Genomic DNA, 22,503 nt, shown 5'->3' with positions numbered 1-22,503 from the left:
AGATGCGTATATAAACACTTATTTATAATCAACATGAATCAACGCTGCGGCTCCAATCAGCCCGGCATCTTGCAATAGAGCGGCAGGAACGATGGGTGTATTACGTCCGGATGGATTCAGCGCATGCTTGGACACATAATCTCTAACCGCGGCAAAGAGCGGCTCACCGATCTGAGATACCCCTCCGCCGATGACGAGCTTCTCAGGATCAAGAGTATTAATCAAGGTGACACAGCCCACACCGATATAACGGAACACTTTATCGACTAACGCCTTCATCTCTTGATCACCTTCAGCAGCGAGGGCGAAGACTTCCTTGGATGTGACTTCACGGCCGAGTATATCAGTGGCTTGTCTAGCGATCGCCGTACCCGAAGCGACGTATTCCCAGCAACCTTCCTGACCGCAGACACAGGTTCCCGCAGCAGGATCGATAACGAAATGCCCGACATCCCCCGCATTCCCCGTTACTCCGGTCAGAAGTTTGCCATGGCTGAAGATACCTGCGCCGATGCCGGTGCTGATCGTGATAAAGACGAAATGCTCCGCATCCTTCGCCGCACCCAGCCATTTCTCTGCCAGTGCTGCTGCGGTCGCATCATTCTCAAACGCGACTTTATAGTCGAAGTGTCGTTTCAAGGATTCGACGATAGGGAAGTTCCACCAGCCCTTTAGATTAGGCGGTGCGGTAATTTCCCCTTTTTGCGTATTTAAAGGGCCTGGAGCGCCAACACCGATTCCGAGAATATCAGCTTCTGTGACTTGATGCTCTGCCATCATCTGTTTGATTGCCGCTGCCATTCTATCCACCATGACATGAGGGGATACCGTGTGATCGGTAGGAAGCGCAGTCTTGGCAAGCACGTGGCCTGTCGGATCGATGAGTCCTATGGCGGTTTTGGTTCCGCCAATGTCAATACCGATTGCGTAATTCAAAGCAATTCCTCCATAATATGAGTAGTGATTAACTTGACAAACTTGACAAAAATATATTTTGTAAAGTATATTTAGGTTTAGTTTAACATGTTTCGAAAGGAATGAAAACAATTGGCCAGAAAAAAGAAAATATCGATGCAGGATATTGCCGACAAGCTTAATATATCCAAAAATGCAGTATCACTGGCCTTGATGAATAAAAAGGGAATTAGCGAGGCGACACGCTATAAAGTGCTGCAAACGGCTAAGGAGCTCGGCTACGGACAATTTGCGGCCAAAGAGGCTGGCAATATGAACATATTGATCCTGTTTCCGGAGCGGATTATGAGCTATCAGGATAATGACCATTTTCAATTCTTTCACGACATGATCTGGGGACTGGAGCGCAGCATAAGAGGTAGAGGCTATAATGCTGTTGTGGCTCCGATTGATCGGGAGATGGAGTCCGGGCTGAAGCTGCCTGGGCTGGTGTCGGAGCTTCCTTGCCGCGGAATTATTCTATTCGGAATTGTAGATAAGGAATATGCGCGGCTTGTATGGGATATGGAGCTTCCGCTGGTCATGCTGGACTCCTATTATCGAGATTTACCATGTCCAGTGGTGACCTCTGCAAATATCGAAGGAGCCTATGAAGCAACCTCAGTGCTGATCGCGGCGGGACATCGGGAAATTGGCTTCATCGGCCCGACGAACTTGACAACGAGTCATGAGGAACGGTGGTTCGGTTTTTGGAAGGCGATGCGGGAGCAGAGTGTACATATCTACGATAAATACTGTTTGACCGAGTCGAACGGATATGATGAGACGGAGCGGGAAATAGCGCTATGGCTGAATGAGCTGGATCAGCTTCCGAGTGGTTTTTTCTGTGGAAATGACCGGATTGCCTATATCTTGGTTGGACTTCTGAAGGAGCGGGGGATTACGGTTCCTCAGCAGGTGTCCGTTGTGGGGTATGACGATCTGCAGTATTCGGCGATGCCGGAGCTGAGGATGACCACGGTTCATGTGGAAAAGGAAAAGATGTGCCATGCGGCAGCAGACCTGCTTCTCTCCCTATCCGGCCGCAATCGCGATATGATTCGTGTCTTTGTGCCGCCAACGCTGGTGATACGGGACTCCGTAAGAAAGCTGGGTTAAATAAAAAAGGATCGGATCTCCATGGAGATACCGGTCCTTTTGTATATTACGAGATTGAAAGAGAATTGATTTATTACTTGTTCAAAGCAGCTTCGTAGCGTTTCGCAACTTCAGCCCAGTTAATAACGTTGAAGAAGGCTGCGATATAGTCAGGACGTTTGTTTTGATATTTCAGGTAGTAAGCATGCTCCCATACGTCGATGCCGAGAATTGGAGTCTTACCTTCCATAATCGGTGAATCTTGGTTCGGCAAGCTGTATACGGACAATTTGCCGTTCTTGTCAACGGCCAGGAAAGCCCAGCCGCTACCGAAGCGAGTGGTTGCCGCTTTGGAGAAGTCTTCCTTGAACTTGTCGAAGCCGCCCAATTCATTGTTGATGGCTTCAGCAAGCTTACCGGAAGGTTGGCCGCCGCCATTCGGTCCGATAATTTCCCAGAACAGGGAGTGGTTAGCGTGTCCGCCACCATTGTTGCGAACTGCAGTACGAATGCTTTCAGGTACGCTGTCCAAATCAGCGATCAATTCTTCAACAGATTTGGATTGAAGCTCAGGAGCAGATTCCAGTGCTGCATTCAGGTTAGTTACATACGTATTGTGGTGACGATCATGGTGAATCATCATAGTCTGTTCATCGATATGAGGTTCGAGTGCATTGTTCGCGTAAGGAAGTGCAGGTAATTGATGTGCCATGGGTTAAATCATCCTCTCTTGTATTATGTAGCGTCATTTCCGACAATTATTATTATATAGCTATTCAGACACTTAGTCAACATATATGTATGTTAAGTATATTAATTGCTTGTCTCCATTGACAAAGCTGGATCGGTTCATCATAATTATTGGTCGAAGAGGTGAAAAACAAGTGGGAATGGGCATCGTTGTCGTGGAGATATGTACTAACAATCGGATAAGCGCGCTTGATCTGGAGCAGCTGGAGGAGGAATACCCGGAGATTGCCGTCATGCGGACAGATTGCCTGAATTTCTGCGGCATGTGCCGGGCAAGACCCTATGCGATGGTGAACGGGAATAAGGTATTCGCCAAGACAACAGAGGAATGCCTCCGGTTGATTAAGCAGGCGATTGAAGCCGAGCTTAAGGCGTTCTACGATATATAAGGTTGTGTAATATGAGGGTGGATTATGCTTTTAGATAAAAAAGTCTTCGAAGGCAGATGCTTCCGAAGACTTTTTAGGTCAAGGCTTTGGTTGTTTGTGGATGACGTAGACACAGCGCTTGCCCTGCTCGACGAGACATTCTGTTCTCTCCACCTTTGTATCCAGCAGAGTCTCGAACAGCTTAAGCTCGCATTCGCAGGCATGATTGAATTGATCGGCGATTTGTGAGATCGGACAGTTATGCTCTTTTAATACGAAGCTGCCATCCTCTTGGGCTGTGCATTCCGTCATATATCCGTTCTCATTTTGAATCTCGGCAAGTCGCAGCACCTTTTCATTAAAGTCTTTGCCTTGCATTTCGGATTCGTATCTTTGAGTTAATTTTTCCTTGCGGCGTTCGAAGAGATGATTGACCATGTCCTCGCCGCTCTCTTCAGCCAGGGAATCCAGCAAGTCGAGTGTCAGCGTGCTATAGCTCTTCGGGAACATCCCTTCCGCAGTATCGGTTAAGCCATAGACTGCCGTCGGGCGGCCCAGGGTTTGCCGGATCATCTTCGATTCGATCAGTCCATCACGTTCCATAGAACCAAGGTGTCTGCGAACGGCCATTTCCGTAATTTGCAGTTCATGGGTGATCTCTTTGGCGCTGAGGGGACCAACCGTCTTCATCATATGCAGAATCCGCTCTCTGGTGGATATAGGTTGTATCTGACTCATAACAGCCCCTCCCTTGGGTTAGTAGTAGTCTTCAAGGTATTCGTTCGCCGATTGCGACATGTATTTCATCACTTGTTGCGGTTGTAGATTATTTTAAGATTCTACTGCATTGTAGAGAATTTTGCCGACTTAGTCAATATTAAAGTATAGTAAGTATATTAAGAGGTGCATGGAGGAGGATAATTGGATGAAAAGAAACGTGGGCTTCATATACGCGCATCCGGATGATGAGACCTTTGGCTGTTCCTTTCTGATCCGGCAAATTGCCGATGAAGGAGGAAATCCAATTTTGCTGACAGCGACTCCCGGCAATGCGGGGAAGACGGGACGTTTGGGGACGATGACGCCGGAGGAGCTAGCGGCCAAACGCAGGATTGAGCTGCAGCAGGCGGCCGATATTCTCGGTATTTCAGAGATCACTCATTTGGAGATGGGCGACGGAAAATTGAAGGAAGTCGATCAAAATATTTTGGCTGCACATATCGCTGATTTTCTGAATAGACATCAAATTGAAGTAGTAGTTACTTTTCCAGAGGATGGGGTTTCGGGGCATCCGGATCATATTGTCATCCATCATGCTGTGAATAAGGTGGTACTGGGCGGTCAGGCTCCCTCGGTACAGAAGCTGTACTATAATGAGGTGAGATCAAGGGGAGATGCGATTGATAAGCCAGGTGTACTGAGTATTAGTCTGGGTCAGAATTGGAAAATTAAGCGTGATGCACTGGCGGCACATGAGTCGCAAATTTTGTCCATTGAACGGGTGTTCGGTGATTTGCTGCAGGCGGGGCCGAGTTCTTTTGCAGATGAGTGCTTCTTGCTCGTCTGGGAACGTGGAAATGTAAATCCGCTTAAGCAAGAACGGACGATATTCGATGATCTGGTTTAGTTAAACGGCATGAAGAAGGCTGATCTCTTACATTGAAGAGACCAGCCTTTTTTGCAATTTTTATTTTTACTTAATGGGCCAAATTCTTTACCTTCACCTTATTCTTCGGAGCGATGTCAAGTGCTGCCTCCTGGTTCTTGTGGAACAAGCCGCGCAAGTAAGGAAGTACGTAGTAGTCCAGACCGATCTTCCCTGCATTTGCGGCAGCTGCTATGAGCAGCACTTCAAGCAGGAGCATTTGCCCGTTTGTGCTCACCGATCCCGAGAAGAGGAAGGCGGTATTCATGAGAAGTCCCATCAGAGCTGCAAAGGTAGTGAAAGTACCAAGGATAAGTCCGAGACCTACGAGAAATTCCCCAAAAGGAACGACGATGTTGAAGACGTTAACTCCCGGGAGAGCTACATGCTCCAGGAAGGTGGCCCACCAAGCTTGAACGGCGGGATGGTCACCGGTGCTGTTAGCGATCGCACCATTCAGGAAACCGGCTGCATCGAAGCCGCCAGTAAGTTTATGCCAACCGGCTGTAATCCACTGATAGCCGACATAAATACGGATGAAAGTTAATAACCACATTGCAATTTTGTTCGTTCTCAGGAAACTGTTAAACATTAAGTACCACTCCTCAAATGGTTTTGTTTTTTTCTGGATGATCATCTTTGATGGATTTATTATAAGTGATCTTTTTCACAACAATTGTGATTTAAATCACAAATAATTAAAGTTAAGATATTTAAATTTGATCTATTATATGCACTATTCCGAGCGGAATAGAACAGTAAGGGGAGCCTAATGATTAGTAATTTCTTATTATTAATCATCAGGCTGTATAGTTCATGCCGCTTGACTCCTTTATTACGGAAAAGCTGATGTATAATTATGCTGTTTGTAAAGGAGTCGAAGCGGCGGATGACCAGTTAAAACGGGATTAAATAGAGGAAAACCTAATGGTTTACTTCGATATGCTGTTTAGGCGAGGCCTTATGGGAGAGCAGCTCTGAGACGGTAACGAAGGAGAAGCCTCTCTTTTTCAGCTCAGGTAAAATAATTTTTAGCGCTTCCGGGGTTTGAGAGCTGTGATAGACAAAATCATGCATGAGCACAATATCTCCGTTGTGGGCGTTGTCCAGTACCTTGCGTACGATTTTATTTACACCTGGGGCAGCCCAATCCTTCGTGTCCTGATGCCAGGACCACAGAATTAGCTGCAGATTATTCTGCTTGGTTAACTGGATGATATTATCGTTATAAACCCCGCCGGGCGGGCGAAAGAGCACCGCTTTATGTCCTGTCGTCTGGAAAATCACTTGCTGGGTCTGTTCTAATTCGTCTTTAATGGAGCTATGCGATAATTGATCAAAGGGAGGATGGCGGAATGAGTGATTACCGACTTCATGGCCGGCAGCCAGCTCCTTCTTGACCAGTTCAGGATACCTCTTAACGCGCTCACCGACGACGAAGAAGGTTGCCTTCGCATCGTATTTCTCCAACAGCTCCAGAATTTGTGGCGTCAGCTTGGCATCCGGCCCGTCATCAAAGGTCAGGGCAATAAACTTATCCTGGGTCGGGACTTCCCAAACGATGTCACCGCGTGACTCATAGTAGGCTCTGTTCTTGGGCACGGCGTGTGCCTCCGCTGATCCAGGAAGATGGGCTACAGCTACGGAAAGAATGAGCAGCAAGAACAGTTTCGGTTTAAGCATTAACGTAAGCTCCTCCCTCTGCATGTTTTCAGAATTTGATGATCCAGCCCTAGGTCTGGCATTCATTTAGTGTGGATAATTTTCTGATAAAATATTCTTAATCTAATCCAAGGCTTTCTGAATAAAGAAATAGCAAGCGGATAAAGGAGAAGGACGTCCGCATGAATTACGATCGATACGCAGAATGATTTTGTGTTGCCGGGGGCTCCGGCGGAAATTAAGGGGACATTCGGAATATTGCCAAGGATGGAACGGATTCTTAATACTTACCGTGCCGAAGCGCTTCCAATCATCCATGTGGTCCGTTTATACAATGGGGATGGTTCTAACGTTGATTTATGCCGCCAGGAGGCCGTTGAGAAAGGGGCTCAGAATCGTGATGCCGCATACCGAGGGAGCTGAATTAGTGTATGCAATACGCCCCATGCAATATGACAGTTTGAATTCGGAACGGCTGCTTGACGGCGAATTTCAAGCGATTGGTGATCAGAAAATGGGTGGTGTATAAACCACGGTCGAGCGTCATACCGATTGAGAGTTGCTCATTCGTTGACTAAGAGTTTCGCCAGAATCGACATGTCCCTGATTGATCGCTTCCCATAGATAAGTGGAAGCAATGGAGCTATATGGGGCCCATAAATGAGATACCTGCTGCAAATATTTACGGTCCTTTCGCTCATCCAATTGATGCAGCCATTTGGCCGCGCGCTGTAGTCCGGCATCCCCGTATGACATAATGTTCTCCCGGCCTAGTCCGAAGATAAGGAACATTTCCGCTGTCCATTTGCCGATCCCTTTGATAGAGACAAGCTTAGCGGCTGCCTCTTCATCGCTTAACTGATGAAGCTGCTCCAAGTTCACTTCGCCGGCGAGCACCTTATTGCATAGATCGCGGATATAGGCGACCTTAGCAGTGGAGAGACCTGCTGAGCGAAGCTTCTCATCGGTTTGCGCCGAGAGGGCGGCCGGGGATAGTTCCCCGGCCAGTTCGACAACCCGGCGGCGAATCGTCGCTGCTGCTTTGACAGAGATTTGCTGGCTAATGATCGATCGGGCGATGGAAGCAAAATGCGGCTCCTGCGTATTGGTCTTTACTTCGCCGATCAAGGCAATTAGCGCCCCCATGCGGGGGTCGGCTATAGATAGAGATTGGACACGCGGATCATCGGTATGCAAATGAAAGGCTACAGAACTCATAGTTTGGGCTCCTCTTAGAATCATTTTTCCTCTTGCCTAGTCTTGGCCTCTTTTTAAGTTCAACTTAAGTTCAACGTCCTAGAGCAGCTCGAGGTATTTCTCGATCAGGCTGTCTAGTTGTTGCTGAAGGCTGTCTTGTTCGACTTGCAGCTCAGACAATCCATGAGCATCATAAGCGATCTTCGGATCAAGCATAGATGTCTTGATTATTTCCAGGCTCCTCTCGATCTTGGCGATATCTAGTTCCAGCTTCTGTATTGTGGCCGGGTTGGTTTTTGCTGTACGGTTCCTTTCGGCGGGCTGCATCATCTGTTCCTGTGCTGCAAATGGCTGTTTATTAGGGTTCTCTTTATACTGATCCTTTGGTGCAGGAGGTTCCGCGATAGATTTCCTCTTCTCAAGCTCTGCCCGATAGTCTTCAAAATTGCCTAGAGATACGATCATCTGCCTGTCCTCAAGCGCCCAAATCTGCCCGGCGATCTTGTTGATAAAATATCGGTCATGGGATACGGCCAGAACGGTTCCCGGGAAGTCCTCCAAAGCATCCTCAAGCGCTTCTCTTGAATCGATATCCAGATGGTTCGTCGGTTCGTCGAGCAGCAGCAAATTGGGCTTTTGATACATCAGGATCGCAAGCCGCAATCGGGTCCATTCTCCGCCGGATAGACTGTGTACTTTTTTGAATACATCAGTTCCGTAGAAAAGAAAACGTGCCAGTTGGTTCCTGGCCTCACCGGTTTCCATTCCAATCTCACCGCGGAAATACTCTAGCACCGTTCGGTCTTGATCCGCAGGGGTGGACTCTTGAGCTAAATATCCGACCTCGCTTCGTGAGCCAAGGCGAATTTCCCCTTCATCGATATCTGTCAGGCCAAGTATGCCTTTTAGCAGGATACTCTTACCGGAGCCGTTCGCACCGATTAATGCGGCTACTTCGCCATAGTGCAATGTATAAGTGATCCCTCTGTACAGTTGTCTTCCCTCGATGGATTTACTTACGTCGATGAATACGAGTGCATCCTTACCAGAGCGGTCAGTCTGTTCCAACTGCAGGTCGATTCGTTTCCGTTCCAGAATCGGCTTTTTTACTTTAACCATCCGGTCTAAGGCCTTCTGCATGGAGGCGGCGCGACGGTGGAAGCTAGGGTTTGGCGGATTCGAACGGTTGCCCCACTCAATCAGTTGCTTGATGGTTTCCTTCATCTTCTGAATCTTTTTCTGCTGTTCTTGATATTCGGCGAACTGCTGAAGCAGCTTTGCTTCTTTCCCTTTCTTGTATTCGCTATAGTTGCCATGATAGGTGAAGGATTCGCCGTCTTCAAGCTCTATAATTTTACGTACGACCCCGTCCAGAAAATAGCGATCATGGGAAGCGATAATGACCGTACCTTTGTACGTGGTAAGGAATTCTTCCAGCCATTCGATCGCGGCCATATCCAGATGGTTGGTCGGCTCATCTAGCAGCAATATATCTGGACTTTGCAGCAGGATCACGGCCAGGCCGATCTTCGTCTTCTCGCCGCCGGACAGGGTAGAGAAGAGGCGCTTGTACTGTTTGGTCGAGATCCCTAGCCCCCCAGCGACACGATCGATCGAGGCTTCAATTTCATAACCGCCACCGCGCTCGAATTGATCTTGCAGCTGCCCGTATTGGCGCAGCAGAGATTCCAACAGAGAAGGATTCTCGATCGCTTCTGTGGAACTCATCTTCGCTTCTAATTGCTGCATTTCTTCCTTGGCGTCCAGTATTTCTCGAAAAGCCGATTGAAGCACCGTGTAGACAGTCTCATCATTATGATAATCCGGAATTTGAGCCAAGGAGCCGATACGGGCACCGCGGCGGACAGATAGCTGCCCTTGATCCGGTTTATCTGTATCGATAATCAGCTTCATCAGCGTCGTCTTGCCTGTACCATTACGTCCGATCAAGCCGACCTTTTCGCCTTCCTTAATTTCAAATGAGATATCGCTTAGCACCAGCTCGGCACCGTAATATTTCTGTATATGTTGACATTGAATCATCATGGTTTAGCTCTCCTTCGACTTATGCCGCTGCTGCCTGTCGAAAGTCATCCTATTATGAAGACAAAAGAAGGCTGCAGGAAAAACCTGCAGCCTTCTTCAACACACGTATTCAAATCCGTGAGGTCAAGGTAGGAGCGGCATTTCGCAATTTGTATAAGATATCGAGTTTCTGAAAATGGACATACTTATCCCGTTGCGAACTGCTTCATTGATAATGCCAGAAATTGCCACCGGCAACTGGCTAACTCGACTCCATACAAAATTACGATCCACTCTACCCACCTCCTTAAAAAACATAATTATTGTAAGTATATGCTGGGGGGATGGAAAAATCAAGTATTGGCCCCCATTTGGGCCCCACAAAAGAACTCTACAACGAATGTACGAGTGTAGAACGATGCAATTCTAGATTGAAGACCTACCTTACAGCGAATTACATATTCGGAGCATACAGAAAGTTACAAAAATTCTATAGGTCTGTCCATTTTTTGAAAACAAACCATTTAACAGACTAAAACGATGTCAATAACATTAGCTAATCTATAGTTTGTTGACTGCTTTCTATTGTTTGTCTAGTAGATATCATATCAAAGCATCGGTAGACTAAAGCTGTAGAGATTAGATTCTCACGAGGGATGTGATATCGGAAAATATCAGCAAATACGTCACAGGGGTAATCACTAAAACGAGGAGGTAACAAATATCAACAGATGTAGTAGTTGATGCATGTTTCTAGAATCAGAAAAAGCGAAGAACGTAGAAGTAAAGGGAATGTAGGTCTGTTGAGGATTTTGAAAGCGCTTTAAATTTGGGGGATTTAAATGCGCTGGTTTGCTGATGGGCAGGACCGATGGTGGCAGAATATCAATGTAAGTGATATTTATCACATTTGGGTCGCCTATTTAGCAGCAAATGATGATGCTATCAATGAGATTCAAGTGAAAAGCAACACAAATTTTTCGAAAAATACACAAGGTTGTTCAAAATATGAACATGAAGGAGGAAAATTGGAATGAGGACAAAACATACGAGGAAAATCCAATCTATCATCCTGGCATCAGTAATTACCGCAACGACACTATTCGGTGGCATGGGGAGTGTCGCAGCCGACACCTGGCCCTACACTGACGAGGGCAAAGTCGGTGATAACCAGCCGCTGATGCTGGGCCATCGTGCCTATGATATAGAAACATGGAGCCCTGAAACCGATCCCTATGCGGATCTAATGCGTGCGGAGGTTCCACTTCAAACGAGGATTGCCTCTTATCAACCTACACAGGCAAACCCGGAGCTTGACCCTCGGGTGCAGACTCTTTACATGGCTGGCGACTATGGTAACTCCTTTAATCGTGGTACTGCTTACAATAATAAGTTCAGTGAAAACAACCTGCAAAGCTGGCAGTATATCGACCAGTACTATTCATGGCATGGAGCTGCCGTAGCAGGAACTCCGCTGAACATCTGGACTGGCGTCAATGAAAAGGACGACCCCACAGGAAACGGTTGGGCAACACAGCGCAACTTTGAATTCGGCTCTATCAATATGCCCAACCCTGCCTATACCAACGCCGCACATAAGAATGGTGTCCTCTCTATGGGTTGCATCTACTTCGACCCTAACAACCGACCAGGTCAGCCTGTGGAGTTGATGCTTGATAAGGATGAAAACGGGCGCTACATCTTAGTTGATAAGCTGGTTGAGTTTGCAAAATGGTACGGTTTTGACGGTTATTTCTTCAACTATGAAGAGAATATGAATGCCAAATATGTGCCGATGCTCAAATCGCTAATGCAGCAGGTACGTGAAGCCGGTATGTATACCCAAATGTACGATTCCTTGAAGAACGCAGGTAACATTGACGCCTGGAAGAGCACCCTTGACCAGGATGCCTACAGTTTTTTGCAGGACCCTACACTGGGGAAGGTGCTCAACTCCGTCTTTATTAGTTACGACTGGTCTGCAAATGGCAAGCTGGCAGCAACTCTCCAGACCGCCGAGCAGCAGGAGATGAGCCAAGCGGATATGTACGAAAAGGTATTCTTCGGCGTTGAGGCCGACCAGGGAAAAATGTCCCAAAAGGGTCATAATTCCACTTATAACTTCCCTATTTTACGCCTCGAAGGGTCGAAAAACCCAGTGGGCAGCATCGCTCTGTTTACCCCCGATAATTTTATCCATGACAATATTGAAGATGCAATTAGAAACGGACAGGAAAATAATCGAGCAAAGAATGAATACCAGTGGATGGTATCGGATCGGGAACACCTTTATTTCTCTGGTCCGATGGGTGATCCTACCAAGACCGGTGTGGCGCCCGGTGTATCAAGGGAGGATCTCGGTCTTTCAGATATCGGCGGTTGGGTTGGTGTAGCGGATTACATGTCCGAGCGCTCCGTTGCGGGTGGCAATATGTTCATGACCACATTCAACACCGGTCATGGCCTGGAATACCGGATGAACGGCAAGTCTGTAAACGACGAAGAATGGTCCAACATAAACCTCCAATCCATTCTTCCCACTTGGAAGTGGTGGATGGATACAAGCGGGACCAAGCTTCAGGCAATCTATGACTATGGCAGTAAGGAAAAGAAATACAGCGTAGATGGCAAGCCTATGGTGATTCCTTACCAACAGATCGACCCTTATGAAGGCGGCAGCTCTCTTGCGATTTACGGCCGATTAGACGCCGATAACGAGATGCACTTATATAAGACTGATATCGCAGTCAAGGAGGAAACGTCCCTCTCGTTGACCTATAATGTTCCCAACGATAATCTGGCTCCCTTGAGCATCGGCCTAATTTTCAAGGATTCGCCCAATACAACCCAGTATATTGATATCCCCAATTCGGACATGGCAACAGATGGCTGGGTCACACAAGATATCTCAATTAGTCAGTTCGCAAACAAGAACATTGCAGCTATCACCCTGAAGGTTAACTATGCCGGCTCTCCCATTGATAAGTTCCAAGTCAACCTGGGCCGTCTGTCTGTTTCCGACAATGGGAACTATACCCCTGCTGCACCCCAGAATGTGAAGATTGAAAAAGCATTCAACACAAAGGAAATGATTGTCTCCTGGGAAATCGCGAATTACAACTTGGTTAAGGAATACCATGTATACGCGAACTATGCCGATGGGCACAGTGAGTTCCTCGGCGGTATCTATGGCAGCAAATACTATGTGAAGTCGGTGGATAATGGCCTTACTAGTATTGAAGTACGCGCCACCGGTGCGGATGGCTCCGAGAGCGAGGGAACCAAGGTCTTCTATTCCTACGATAGCACAGTATCTAACGTTTCCGTCGAGGAAGCGCAGACCTCCACTGGTTTCTTTACACAAAGCGCAGTAGCAGAGGAGGTTCGGGTCTCGTGGAACGCTCCAAAGTTGTTCACCGCCGACAGCTACAAGTTAGACGTCACATTGAATAATAGTTTGGATAAGACGGTGTATTCTGCCACAACCCAATCTCTGAGCGGAAGCGTCTCGGTACCAGTCAATGAAGGCAACCAGTATTCCTTGAAGATAACCCCTGTTAAAGATGGTATAGACGGAATACCTGTCTGGTATACTGGATATTTGAAGGACACCTATTGCGCTCCGTTTGATTCCAAGGTAGAAATCAGCGGCAACACTCTCCTCGTCCATCCGCCCAAGGCAACCGATTGGTGGAAGATGCGCTTAACCTGGAACGGGGAGGAGTTGAACATCCCGAACAAGTATCCATACAACAACAGAGTGAGCGATGGCATCCGCGGTGTGGCTCGCCTAAATGCGGTTAAAGTTCCAACAACAAGCGGCACACTGGGTGTAACTATTCAAGATTACTCTGGGAACATCTCCGAGACCGTATACATTCAGGTTGGAAAGGTTGAGTCTGTAACCATAACGCCTAATGATGTGGATGGTTTAATTGGAACTTCACTAACATTTAAAGCGGAGGTTAGAGGTACTGCACCTGATACAGTTACTTGGGATGTGTATGGAAATTCAAGTGACAATACTACAATTAGTGACGGAGTACTAACCATTGCTGCTGACGAAAAAGTTGATGGCGTACTGACAGTTACAGCAACTTCAACGATAGATACAACAAAATCAGGAACAGCACAAGTGTTAGTAGTAAGTGAACTTGTTCCAAAAATAATTAGTGTTGTAATTCCTGACCAAGTTGACTCTGTTAAAGCGGGTACGAATCAGCAATTTACTGCAAATGTTGCAGTGAAAAATAATGCGGACACGTCAGTTACTTGGGAAGTTGAAGGTGCTACAAACGTGGGTACTATCGTTAACAACGGTTTGTTGATGGTGAACGAAGATGAAGCAGCGGATCAACTTACAATTAAAGCAACATCTGTTGTAGATCCTACAAAATTCGCCACTAAAACGGTTAAGGTAGCGCAAGATTTAGACAAACAACGCGATATTACAATTGATGCTATGCTTAACGGTACTGTAACAGCGGATATGGCAACAGCAAAAGCAGGTGAGACTGTTACGTTGACAGTAACACCTGATGTTGGATATCAGCTTAAACCGGGTTCTTTGAAAGTAAACGGTGAAGCAATCTTCACGGACACGTTTACAATGCCAGCTAAACCTGTAACAATCACTGCTGAATTTGAGCAGGACACTACGAGAGGACTCGTAAGTATCGACGCACCATCGGCAGTAACGGGGTTGCCTAACGGAACCGCAAAGACAGCAGATGCGCTTAAACTACCAGCTAGTGTAACATTGGTTACGTATACAGATAGTATACTTGCAGATGTCACTTGGGACGTTGATGCATCAAGTTACGAACCTGCCTCAAAGTCGGATCAAGTATTTACCGTAGAGGGAACTGTAACACTTCCTAACGGGGTACTAAACCCGAATAATATCCCATTGACCGTAAGTATTGAAGTGGCAGTAGACGCAGAAGTTGTAACATCCAAGGAACTCTTGAGTATCGTGGATCTTGCAGCAATCAGCGGGTTAACAAATGGAACTGCAAAAACAGTCGCTGATCTTAAGCTGCCTGCTACCGTTGAAATCGTAACTGATAACGGGACTATGGACGCAATTGTAGATTGGGATGTAGATTCTGCAAATTATGATCCTTCAGTAAAGACGGAACAAACATTTACAGTAAGTGGCGTAGTAACATTGCCTGGTGATGTGGTAAATACCAATCATATTCCGTTGAGCGTAAGCATCAAAGTTACCGTAGCAAAGGAACCCGTAGATGGTGGCAACCAAGGCGGGAACAATAACGGCGGTAGCAACAATGGCAATGGAAACATTGGTGGTAATGGTGGTAGCAGCAACGGTGGTAGTGCAGGTACGACAACACCTCCAGTCACACCTCCAACAGGTGGCAGTGAAGCTACATCGGTCACTACTGTATCTGAACAGCAGTTTGATGAGGCTCTCGCAACAGCTGCAGCTGAAGCTGCTGAGCAAGGCACAAATTCAGATGTAGCCATCAAACTGGATGCTGACGCTCCATCGGATGCTAGAACAATCAAAGTGACGCTGTCAAATGATTCATTGATGAAATTTGTAGCTAGTATGGCGGATACTTTGACAGTATCAACGCCAATCGGAACAATGACATTTGATCGAAACACGATATCGAGTATTTCCAAGCAAGCAACAGGAACTGTTACCATTACTGTTACAAAGCTTGGAACATCGATATTAGATGCAGATGACCAGCACAAAGTGGGAGACAGACCTGTTGTGAATTTCGATATTAACAGCGGAGACAAGACTATATCGAAGTTTACTGGAAGCGTAATAGTAACCATACCTTATACGCTTAAGTCCGATGAGAAACCAAATGCAATTGTAGCATATTATATCAATACTGCAGGTCAGCTTGAAGCAGTAAGAACTGGTAAGTATGATGTGACAACCAAAACAATAACTTTCAGGGTACCTATGTTATCGCAATATGCTGTAGGGTACAACAATATTGAATTTACCGATGTTGCAGCCAGTGCTTGGTACAGTGATGCCGTAAGCTTTTTAGCAGCAAGAGACATAACAAATGGATTAGGCAATGGACACTTTGGTCCTGAGACCAACGTGTCCCGAGCACAAAGTCTAGTTATGATCATGAAAGCTTTTGGTATCGAACCAGATGAAGGCTCTGAAAACAATTTCAGTGACGCAGGAAACACATACTATACTGGTTATCTAGCAGCGGCAAAACGGTTGGGTATAACAGATGGTGTGGGTAACAACATGTTTACACCTGAAAAAGAAGTTACACGGCAGGAAATGTTTGTATTGACATACAATACGCTTAAGAGCATTAATGAATTGCCGACCGGAACTGCTGTAAAGGAACTGAAAGACTTTAAAGATGCAGGTACAGTTTCTGCTTATGCAATGGATGCTATGACATTCTTTGTAAATGCCGGAGTTATATCTGGATCTAACGGTAACATCTTACCAGTAGATAAAGCAACCAGAGCGGAATTTGCGCAGATACTTTACAATATTATGATTAAGTAAATTGTACTGACTTACAAGCACACCTATGCTTAACTGTGGAGGTGTGCTTGTTTTCGTTTGTCCGAATTTCTAGGTTTATTTTCCCGAATCTGAACAATGATCGATACCCGTTTGACCAAAAGGCCTAGTTTGTAGCACGTTGTATACAAACAAATCTCCTAGAACAAGCAAAAACCCTTGCTATGCAAGGGTTTTTCTTAATGATCTGTAGTGGGCTCGAACCACTGACCCCCACCCTGTCAAATAAACAGAGGTCAAATGTACGTCCCAAAAGGGTTATTATACGTCTATATTCAATAAACCACTAACTTTAAAAACAACTTGGTATTATTATAAAGTGTTCGAGAAACAAAGTAAAGTGGTCAGTAGAAAATATTGTAGTTCGTGTCGCGATATACATAGAAAAGAATATCAAAGGGAGCTTATGCGCAAAAGAAGGGCAAAAGATTGTTAGCAAATAGCTTTCTTGTATAAATCCATATAAACATTGGATATTTTAATCTTTATATACATATAACATCGCAAATGAATCTTTACTTGAAACCAAAAACCCTTATACATAAAGGATTTTTTACAAATCGAAATTAAAATGTACTAAAAACATAATGGTCTTTAAGGGAGAGCATATCCTAACCTAATGTCCAAAGTATAGGGGGTTTCACCAAAAACGACACACTTTTAAAATAAATATAGTGAAATTCCCATATATAACAAGGGTTTTTTAATGGTATCAAAGGTTCCCATATGATAAGGGGTACTTTTCTTATCAAAACTAAAATTAAAGGGAGAATATAAAATTGGGAGCAAGATGAATCTGTTAGCATTTAGAAAACAATAAATAACTCAATAAAATCAACGTTTTTTTACATATTTATATTTGCTATCTTTAAAATAATTTCTATAAGTAATTTTAAAATCACTTGATTTCATTGTGTTTTTTAGTGAATTTTAAAACGTGAAATATATGAATACATGAAAAGATAAACGTCTTTAATGGAGGGACTACATAATCCTAACAGGATCGAAAACAGAAAAGAAATCCAATCGTACTAAATTCTGTGAGTCATGTAGGAAGGAAAATAGACTAGAGAAACAGAGAGAATGGGATAGAATTAATAGAAATAGGCAAAAATCCGACATTTAGAAATCATCATAAAACTCAATAAAATCAACGTAATTTGTATGTCATCTATTTCTAATAGTAAAACTACCTTAGCTCATTATTCTAATAATACGTTGATTTAACTGATTATTTTAGTCGTCTCAAAGGAATTAATAATATTATTAACTATAAAAGATAAGTGTCTACTATGGAGGACACTACAATAACCTAACAAGATCGAAAACAGAGGTAAAATTAGGAAATATTGTGAGCTGTGTTGGAAGGAACACAGAAGAAATTATAAGACAGAAAAGCAAAGAGAGAATAAAAATAATATTTTTTATATATAGATAGAGAGTATAAATCCCTGTATAATCCGTATATCCTTGCTTATACCTTCCTTGGGGTTGATATACGGTTCATAGAGGGCTTTAGCCTTCTACATTATTGAGAGGATTGATTATTATGATTTAGTTTGTTGAACCTAACTAAGTCCAGTCAACTCGGTCAATAGTGCTTTAATTTTAGTTTCAATTTAATATTATTTATCTCCTCTAACTTATCATCTCATTAGTGGATGATGGAATTAAGTCTAGTCACTCGGCTAGGCTTCTTTCCTATTCTTTGATTTCAAAATTGAACTTCAAATCTAATCAAAAGGAAGGTGTTTTAAATGGAATTTACAGAAGAACAACAAACTCATATCAATCAAATTATTGCTGATGAAAAGGCGACTTGGGAATCAGAACAATTAGCCCCAGTGATTGCTGAACGGGATGAATTGCTCAAGTTTCAGCCCAAAGAAGAAAGCGAACAGGAAAAGATGATTAAACAACTACAGGCTGAGTTGAATCATCAAAGACTTGTGTCTGCATTGGAAAAGGCAAACCTAATTGACTTTATTGACTATGTTAGTGCTGATGATGAAAGTGAAATGCAAAGTAAAATTGATAACCTTTCTACAGTTTTGGAAGCACGGACAGTAAATAAGTCATTCGTACCAGATAATCACAAACAAACGAGTGCATACGAACGGTCAGCAGCTAAAGGGGATACTCTTGGTATGATCAAGGCTTTGTTTAAATAATACAAATTTTAGGAGATGTTGAAATAATGAATACTTTTACAACTGATAATTTTGTTCCAGGTCAAAACATTGATATGAAGGATGTTCTCATCCAAACAACACCAGTTAAAACCCCTTTTACTACACTTTTACTAAATAAGACTGTAAAAGCAACGTCACCAACTATGAATTGGATTGAAGAAGCTATTAATGAGGCGGCAGCCGTAACTTTAGCAGAATCAGCAGACGCACCAGACCGTGTTGATGACTCACTCGAACCTATGTCAAATTTTTGCGAATTGATTGGGGTTACTGCGGCAGTATCAAATACGGCACAACACAGTTCGGCGGTTGGTATTGGTGATCTTTTGGCAAAGGATATTGCAAATAAAACTAAGGCTATCAAGTTAGCTATTGAAGACAGGTTAATCAATGGGGTTAAAGGGTTTGAATCTGCAACGAAAACATATAAGACAGATGGAATTCTCGAACAAATTAATACGGCTAACCAGGTGACAAATGCAACATTCACGGAAACAAAGTTTCTTGAAACTATCGAGAAGATGTATAACGCTGGTAGCGGTGATAATATGCTTTGCTATTTACCAGCACAAATGAAACTTAAACTTAATGACTTCAAAAACTTCCAGTATTTTGCTAAAGACAGCCTAGCAGGTGTTGATGTGGAGGAGTATGTTTCCCCATTTGGTCGTGTTCGGTTCGTATTAACAGAGAAAATCACAAATAAACTGTTTGTAGTTAATCCTGAATATTTAGAGTTGGGTATCTTGATTCCATTTCACGGACAAGTAGAACCAGTTAGCGGTTCTAAACAATCAGTTTACTTAGAAACTCAATTCGGATTGAAGCTACTTAATAGTAAAGCTGCCGCATCGTTTGCAATTGCCTAATACATAACCAGAGGGTAGGGGTTCCTACTCTCTTTTTTATCTTCAATTTTGAACTGGAACTAAAGGAGTGTTTATATAATGGACGATAGGACTAAATGGAGACTTGAACGCATTTCTAGAAAACTCACACTAACAGAAATTGCAAAGCATATTGATAGATCAATCTCATATGTTTGCGCTCACGAAAACGGAAGAAACACACTAACAAGTGATCATTATGCAAGTTACTGTAATTATATTTTGACACATGATAATACTAAAAAATAGAAATTAAAGGAGATAATAATAAAATGAAACTATCATTTAAATTTACTGATGGAACTCAGGCAAATGGATGGGCAGAGTACACAAGCGAACAGGTACAACAAGTAATTGACGGATTATCTAAGGGATATGAGTTAAATTTTAACTTTGACACAAAGGAACCTGTTAGTTTTAAAGCAGATCAAATTGAGTATCTTAAGGTGACTATATGAGCATGATCGTTTATCTAGGATATGAAGGTAAAGCGTGGATTTACAGTGATACAAGAGTATCCACCGAAAAAAATGGTCTTAGTTATCACATACATGACAACTGCGAGAAAGCCAGAGTCTTTGGTGATAAGATTGTTTTTGGTATGGGATACTTACCAGCAGTTGAGCAAATTTTTGAGGAAATTGAATTTAGTAATCAGCAACTTTCCGATATTAAAAAAATCACCAAGGACGCATATGACAAATATAAAGGTGAAATTGGCGTTTACGTACTAACAGTTGATAACAATGGTAGGTATGTCATGTACACAATTAGCAATTTGCTTAATTTTGAAACTCTACCAGACATAATCAGAAATAATGATCTAGGGGCAGCAGGAGCAAATAGCGATGACGCTATAGATTATATATATCAACAATTCAAGCTAAGTGTTCGCCCTCACCAAGCCATACTAGGAGCTTATAACCATGTTGTTGATGAAAAAGTAGGCGGAAAATGTATACTGTATCAATTAGATGCAACTGACAAGTATCATATTAAAATCAACAAATTTGAGTATAGGATTCAAGACAAAAAGAAATTACGCAAATTAAGAACACATGCCGATATGTCTGGACAAGCAAAATTTAAAAAGGTTAAAGTTACAGACGGAAACAATACCGCTTTATTGGATTCCACAACTCGAAAATTTTATATGAATAATTGGGATATAGTTGGCGTTGGAGCCCTTGACGCTCAATTTATTCAAGCAGGAACGCTAACTGCTGAAGATGGATTTATAAATAACCTTACTGTTAATGCATTGAAAACGTTGGATAAATCGGATTCTATTGGTGACAGTGTTGATTATGTCTACGCACGTGATAATTATTTTAAACTCGTTACAGGTACGATTACAGACCGTCAACACGCAAAGGATGGTAATGGTAATCTTTTGTATTGGGTTGATGCTGCTAAATCACAATTGACCACTGAGACAACATCATATCCATTTTATAATCTTACATATGAACCAGTTGAAAAGTTTAAACTCTATCTCGAAGGTCAGGGAGTTGACTCTTATCCAGTAATGCAGTTAGGCAGAGGTGACGGTAAAACTTCCGAGTCTGCAAAAGCTTTTATCAAAAAAGAACCAGATAATCTCAATATTACATATCACAGGAGTAATACAGGGGCAATTCGTGAGGTTAAGTTAGATGATATGGGAATCACTATTAAAGCCCATGATAATGGTACTGTAACTATCGAAGGTAAAGATATAAATGTTGTTGGTACGAATAAGGTAACTGTATCGGCTCCAAATGGTTACGATTTTACATAACTAAACTACATGAGTGTTTTGCATAATTCCGTTTCAGAGAAGAAGCGATAGCATATTCACTGTCGTTAAGGGGTAATTTTCGAAAATGGTATTATATGGGTGAAGAAAAGGGCAGACTTGCAGAATTTTAGAACAGCTCGTTTTTTAAGCGGCAGCCCGTTTTGAATGATGAGAAACGGCGAGCGCAGATGCAAGCAGAACAATGGCATTCAAATACTGGTGAGTTGTGACTTTCTGAATGCCCCGGACATGTGCGGCGTCTGCCGTCAAATAGGTTTTCAATCGGGAGTTGCAGCGTTCTACGCTGGTTCGTTCATTGTAAAGTTCCTTCCAACGCTTTGTATCCCGATGAGGGATGCTGTATCGCCGGAGATCATCCTTCGCATTTACTTTGACGACCATTCCATAGTTTGAAGACGAGCAGGCAGCCATGCCAAGCGGACAGTCGACTTTACCCGTGGCATGCGGGCAGCGAAATTTATGCATATCGCCGTCAACTCCCCAGTATGTCATCGCATAACCCATGGAACAGCACGGTGTTCCGTTCGAGGTCATGCCAGCAGGCGGTTCCTTCTCCCCCCGCAGATTAAGGGGAATGATGGCTTGTGCCTTGACGTTGCGGGCGGCCTCATAAACTTTCATTTGGTCGTAGCCCGCATCGAGTATGAAAAATCGTGTGCTCGTCCTGGACGCTGTTTTCTCGATCAGGCCCGGCGCCATTTCTCCATCATTGACATGCGCCGGCGTTACTTCCAAGGCGATCGGCAATTCACTTTTCGTATCGACCGCCAGATGAATTTTGTAACCAAACCATGTGATTTTATTGCCGAAGGAATCAATTTTTGCGCCCCAGTTCGCATTACCCGTTTGCTCGCTTTTGCGTTTGGGCTGCTTTTTCTCGTAAGCGCGGAGAGCGGCGCTGTCTATGGCGACGTTACTGCCTTCTATGATACCTTCCTGCTGACAGCGTGTGACCAAATCCTCAAAAAGCCGTTTTGCCAAGTCCTTTCTCGTCAGTTCTGAGAAAACTCGGCTTAATGTGGATATGGAAGGAGCTTCTCGATCCAGCGGAAGACCACACTGATAACGAAACCGGAGATCCGTATCCAAACGCTTATGCAACCCTGAAAAGGTACTTATTCCTTCAAGCGGCGCAGCCAAGAGTGCTCGTAGAATACCTTGTCTGCAGTATCCCTCAGCGCCTCGGGGTGAACGGCTTCTCAGTTCCTTGGCATACGGTCTCAGATCGAGAGAACTGAAGAAGATCGGCAATCTCTCCTTGGGTTGAATTTTTAAAAGTTCTTCGAAGGAAAACAGACATTCTTGGAGAATATACAAAGTGACTTCCTCCATCCTTGAGGTTTTTGGGTTTGGTCACTTGAAAACTTCTCCAAGTTGGGG

Annotated in this window: 18 protein-coding genes; 10 read left to right on the top strand and 8 right to left on the bottom strand. The window is 43.9% G+C overall.

Translation table 11 applies throughout. The features are described 5' to 3' along the window. Positions 1 to 18 precede the first annotated feature (18 nt). Entirely contained in the window at positions 19 to 936 is a 918-nt protein-coding gene (locus tag BFJ94_RS10335; protein ID WP_120462606.1) for an ROK family protein, read from the bottom strand. Between the two features lie 111 nt (positions 937 to 1,047). On the opposite strand from BFJ94_RS10335, the gene BFJ94_RS10330 reads away from it, so the two are divergent. After that, positions 1,048 to 2,073, top strand: a complete 1,026-nt coding sequence (locus tag BFJ94_RS10330) for a LacI family DNA-binding transcriptional regulator (RefSeq protein ID WP_120462605.1) — start codon at positions 1,048 to 1,050, stop codon at positions 2,071 to 2,073. A 73-nt stretch (positions 2,074 to 2,146) separates the two neighbouring features. On the opposite strand, the gene BFJ94_RS10325 is transcribed toward BFJ94_RS10330, so the two are convergent. Then, positions 2,147 to 2,764, bottom strand: coding sequence for a superoxide dismutase (locus tag BFJ94_RS10325; protein WP_120462604.1), 618 nt, complete (start codon positions 2,762 to 2,764; stop codon positions 2,147 to 2,149). A 178-nt stretch (positions 2,765 to 2,942) separates the two neighbouring features. Between BFJ94_RS10325 and BFJ94_RS10320 the strand changes: the two genes are divergently transcribed. Then, the gene (locus BFJ94_RS10320; protein WP_120465177.1) at positions 2,943 to 3,191 is read left to right on the top strand and encodes a YuzB family protein; all 249 of its coding nucleotides are present in this window, start codon (positions 2,943 to 2,945) and stop codon (positions 3,189 to 3,191) included. A gap of 78 nt (positions 3,192 to 3,269) precedes the next feature. On the opposite strand, the gene BFJ94_RS10315 is transcribed toward BFJ94_RS10320, so the two are convergent. Further along, positions 3,270 to 3,908 carry a helix-turn-helix transcriptional regulator gene (locus BFJ94_RS10315; protein WP_120462603.1) on the bottom strand — a complete coding sequence of 213 codons (639 nt, stop codon included), beginning with the start codon at positions 3,906 to 3,908 and terminating at the stop codon, positions 3,270 to 3,272. A gap of 187 nt (positions 3,909 to 4,095) precedes the next feature. On the opposite strand from BFJ94_RS10315, the gene BFJ94_RS10310 reads away from it, so the two are divergent. Beyond that, on the top strand, positions 4,096 to 4,797 hold the full coding sequence (locus BFJ94_RS10310; protein ID WP_120462602.1) for a PIG-L deacetylase family protein: 702 nt from the start codon (positions 4,096 to 4,098) through the stop codon (positions 4,795 to 4,797). Positions 4,798 to 4,867: 70 nt separating this feature from the next. Here BFJ94_RS10310 and BFJ94_RS10305 read toward each other — a convergent pair whose 3' ends face one another. Together BFJ94_RS10305 and BFJ94_RS10300 are read right to left on the bottom strand one after the other, a co-directional pair. Further along, on the bottom strand, positions 4,868 to 5,407 hold the full coding sequence (locus BFJ94_RS10305) for a DoxX family protein (RefSeq protein ID WP_120462601.1): 540 nt from the start codon (positions 5,405 to 5,407) through the stop codon (positions 4,868 to 4,870). A 332-nt stretch (positions 5,408 to 5,739) separates the two neighbouring features. Beyond that, positions 5,740 to 6,498 (bottom strand): polysaccharide deacetylase family protein, encoded by a 759-nt coding sequence (locus BFJ94_RS10300; protein ID WP_120462600.1) that lies wholly within the window; start codon positions 6,496 to 6,498, stop codon positions 5,740 to 5,742. 355 nt (positions 6,499 to 6,853) lie between these two features. Between BFJ94_RS10300 and BFJ94_RS25375 the strand changes: the two genes are divergently transcribed. Then, positions 6,854 to 7,006, top strand: coding sequence for a hypothetical protein (locus BFJ94_RS25375; RefSeq protein ID WP_162944233.1), 153 nt, complete (start codon positions 6,854 to 6,856; stop codon positions 7,004 to 7,006). A gap of 14 nt (positions 7,007 to 7,020) precedes the next feature. Here BFJ94_RS25375 and BFJ94_RS10295 read toward each other — a convergent pair whose 3' ends face one another. After that, entirely contained in the window at positions 7,021 to 7,695 is a 675-nt protein-coding gene (locus BFJ94_RS10295) for a DNA-3-methyladenine glycosylase family protein (protein WP_120462599.1), read from the bottom strand. A 78-nt stretch (positions 7,696 to 7,773) separates the two neighbouring features. Next, a complete protein-coding gene (gene abc-f, locus BFJ94_RS10290; RefSeq protein ID WP_120462598.1) occupies positions 7,774 to 9,720 on the bottom strand; it encodes a ribosomal protection-like ABC-F family protein in 1,947 nt (648 codons plus the stop codon). 821 nt (positions 9,721 to 10,541) lie between these two features. Between abc-f and BFJ94_RS10285 the strand changes: the two genes are divergently transcribed. The 6 genes from BFJ94_RS10285 (at position 10,542) to BFJ94_RS10260 (ending at position 21,102) form a co-directional block, all read left to right on the top strand. After that, the gene (locus BFJ94_RS10285) at positions 10,542 to 10,736 is read left to right on the top strand and encodes a hypothetical protein (protein WP_120462597.1); all 195 of its coding nucleotides are present in this window, start codon (positions 10,542 to 10,544) and stop codon (positions 10,734 to 10,736) included. After that, positions 10,733 to 16,225, top strand: a complete 5,493-nt coding sequence (locus BFJ94_RS10280; protein WP_120462596.1) for an endo-beta-N-acetylglucosaminidase — start codon at positions 10,733 to 10,735, stop codon at positions 16,223 to 16,225. Before BFJ94_RS10285 ends, BFJ94_RS10280 begins: the two co-directional genes overlap by 4 nt. Before the next feature lie 1,775 nt (positions 16,226 to 18,000). Continuing rightward, positions 18,001 to 18,414: a hypothetical protein gene (locus BFJ94_RS10275; RefSeq protein WP_120462595.1), complete on the top strand. Its 414-nt coding sequence runs from the start codon at positions 18,001 to 18,003 to the stop codon at positions 18,412 to 18,414. A gap of 26 nt (positions 18,415 to 18,440) precedes the next feature. Then, positions 18,441 to 19,304 (top strand): SU10 major capsid protein, encoded by an 864-nt coding sequence (locus BFJ94_RS10270; RefSeq protein WP_120462594.1) that lies wholly within the window; start codon positions 18,441 to 18,443, stop codon positions 19,302 to 19,304. Between the two features lie 290 nt (positions 19,305 to 19,594). Next, positions 19,595 to 19,780: a hypothetical protein gene (locus BFJ94_RS10265; protein ID WP_120462593.1), complete on the top strand. Its 186-nt coding sequence runs from the start codon at positions 19,595 to 19,597 to the stop codon at positions 19,778 to 19,780. Continuing rightward, a complete protein-coding gene (locus BFJ94_RS10260; protein WP_162944232.1) occupies positions 19,777 to 21,102 on the top strand; it encodes a hypothetical protein in 1,326 nt (441 codons plus the stop codon). Before BFJ94_RS10265 ends, BFJ94_RS10260 begins: the two co-directional genes overlap by 4 nt. A gap of 144 nt (positions 21,103 to 21,246) precedes the next feature. On the opposite strand, the gene BFJ94_RS10255 is transcribed toward BFJ94_RS10260, so the two are convergent. After that, positions 21,247 to 22,440, bottom strand: a complete 1,194-nt coding sequence (locus BFJ94_RS10255) for a transposase (protein WP_016311143.1) — start codon at positions 22,438 to 22,440, stop codon at positions 21,247 to 21,249. Positions 22,441 to 22,503: the final 63 nt, after the last annotated feature.

It is taken from the genome of Paenibacillus aceti (assembly GCF_003614185.1).
Lineage (GTDB): Bacteria > Bacillota > Bacilli > Paenibacillales > Paenibacillaceae > Fontibacillus > Fontibacillus aceti.
This window is presented reverse-complemented; position numbering and strand designations above follow the sequence as displayed.

Bases quoted from the DNA above. Each gene is read 5' to 3' on its own strand.
- BFJ94_RS10265 (WP_120462593.1), top strand. From the start codon at position 19,595: ATGAAACTATCATTTAAATTTACTGATGGAACTCAGGCAAATGGATGG.
- BFJ94_RS10310 (WP_120462602.1), top strand. From the start codon at position 4,096: ATGAAAAGAAACGTGGGCTTCATATACGCGCATCCGGATGATGAGACC.
- BFJ94_RS10300 (WP_120462600.1), bottom strand. From the start codon at position 6,498: ATGCTTAAACCGAAACTGTTCTTGCTGCTCATTCTTTCCGTAGCTGTA.
- BFJ94_RS10275 (WP_120462595.1), top strand. From the start codon at position 18,001: ATGGAATTTACAGAAGAACAACAAACTCATATCAATCAAATTATTGCT.
- BFJ94_RS10315 (WP_120462603.1), bottom strand. From the start codon at position 3,908: ATGAGTCAGATACAACCTATATCCACCAGAGAGCGGATTCTGCATATG.
- BFJ94_RS10305 (WP_120462601.1), bottom strand. From the start codon at position 5,407: ATGTTTAACAGTTTCCTGAGAACGAACAAAATTGCAATGTGGTTATTA.
- BFJ94_RS10285 (WP_120462597.1), top strand. From the start codon at position 10,542: ATGCGCTGGTTTGCTGATGGGCAGGACCGATGGTGGCAGAATATCAAT.
- BFJ94_RS10270 (WP_120462594.1), top strand. From the start codon at position 18,441: ATGAATACTTTTACAACTGATAATTTTGTTCCAGGTCAAAACATTGAT.
- BFJ94_RS10260 (WP_162944232.1), top strand. From the start codon at position 19,777: ATGAGCATGATCGTTTATCTAGGATATGAAGGTAAAGCGTGGATTTAC.
- BFJ94_RS10325 (WP_120462604.1), bottom strand. From the start codon at position 2,764: ATGGCACATCAATTACCTGCACTTCCTTACGCGAACAATGCACTCGAA.
- BFJ94_RS10320 (WP_120465177.1), top strand. From the start codon at position 2,943: ATGGGCATCGTTGTCGTGGAGATATGTACTAACAATCGGATAAGCGCG.
- BFJ94_RS10295 (WP_120462599.1), bottom strand. From the start codon at position 7,695: ATGAGTTCTGTAGCCTTTCATTTGCATACCGATGATCCGCGTGTCCAA.
- abc-f (WP_120462598.1), bottom strand. From the start codon at position 9,720: ATGATGATTCAATGTCAACATATACAGAAATATTACGGTGCCGAGCTG.
- BFJ94_RS10280 (WP_120462596.1), top strand. From the start codon at position 10,733: ATGAGGACAAAACATACGAGGAAAATCCAATCTATCATCCTGGCATCA.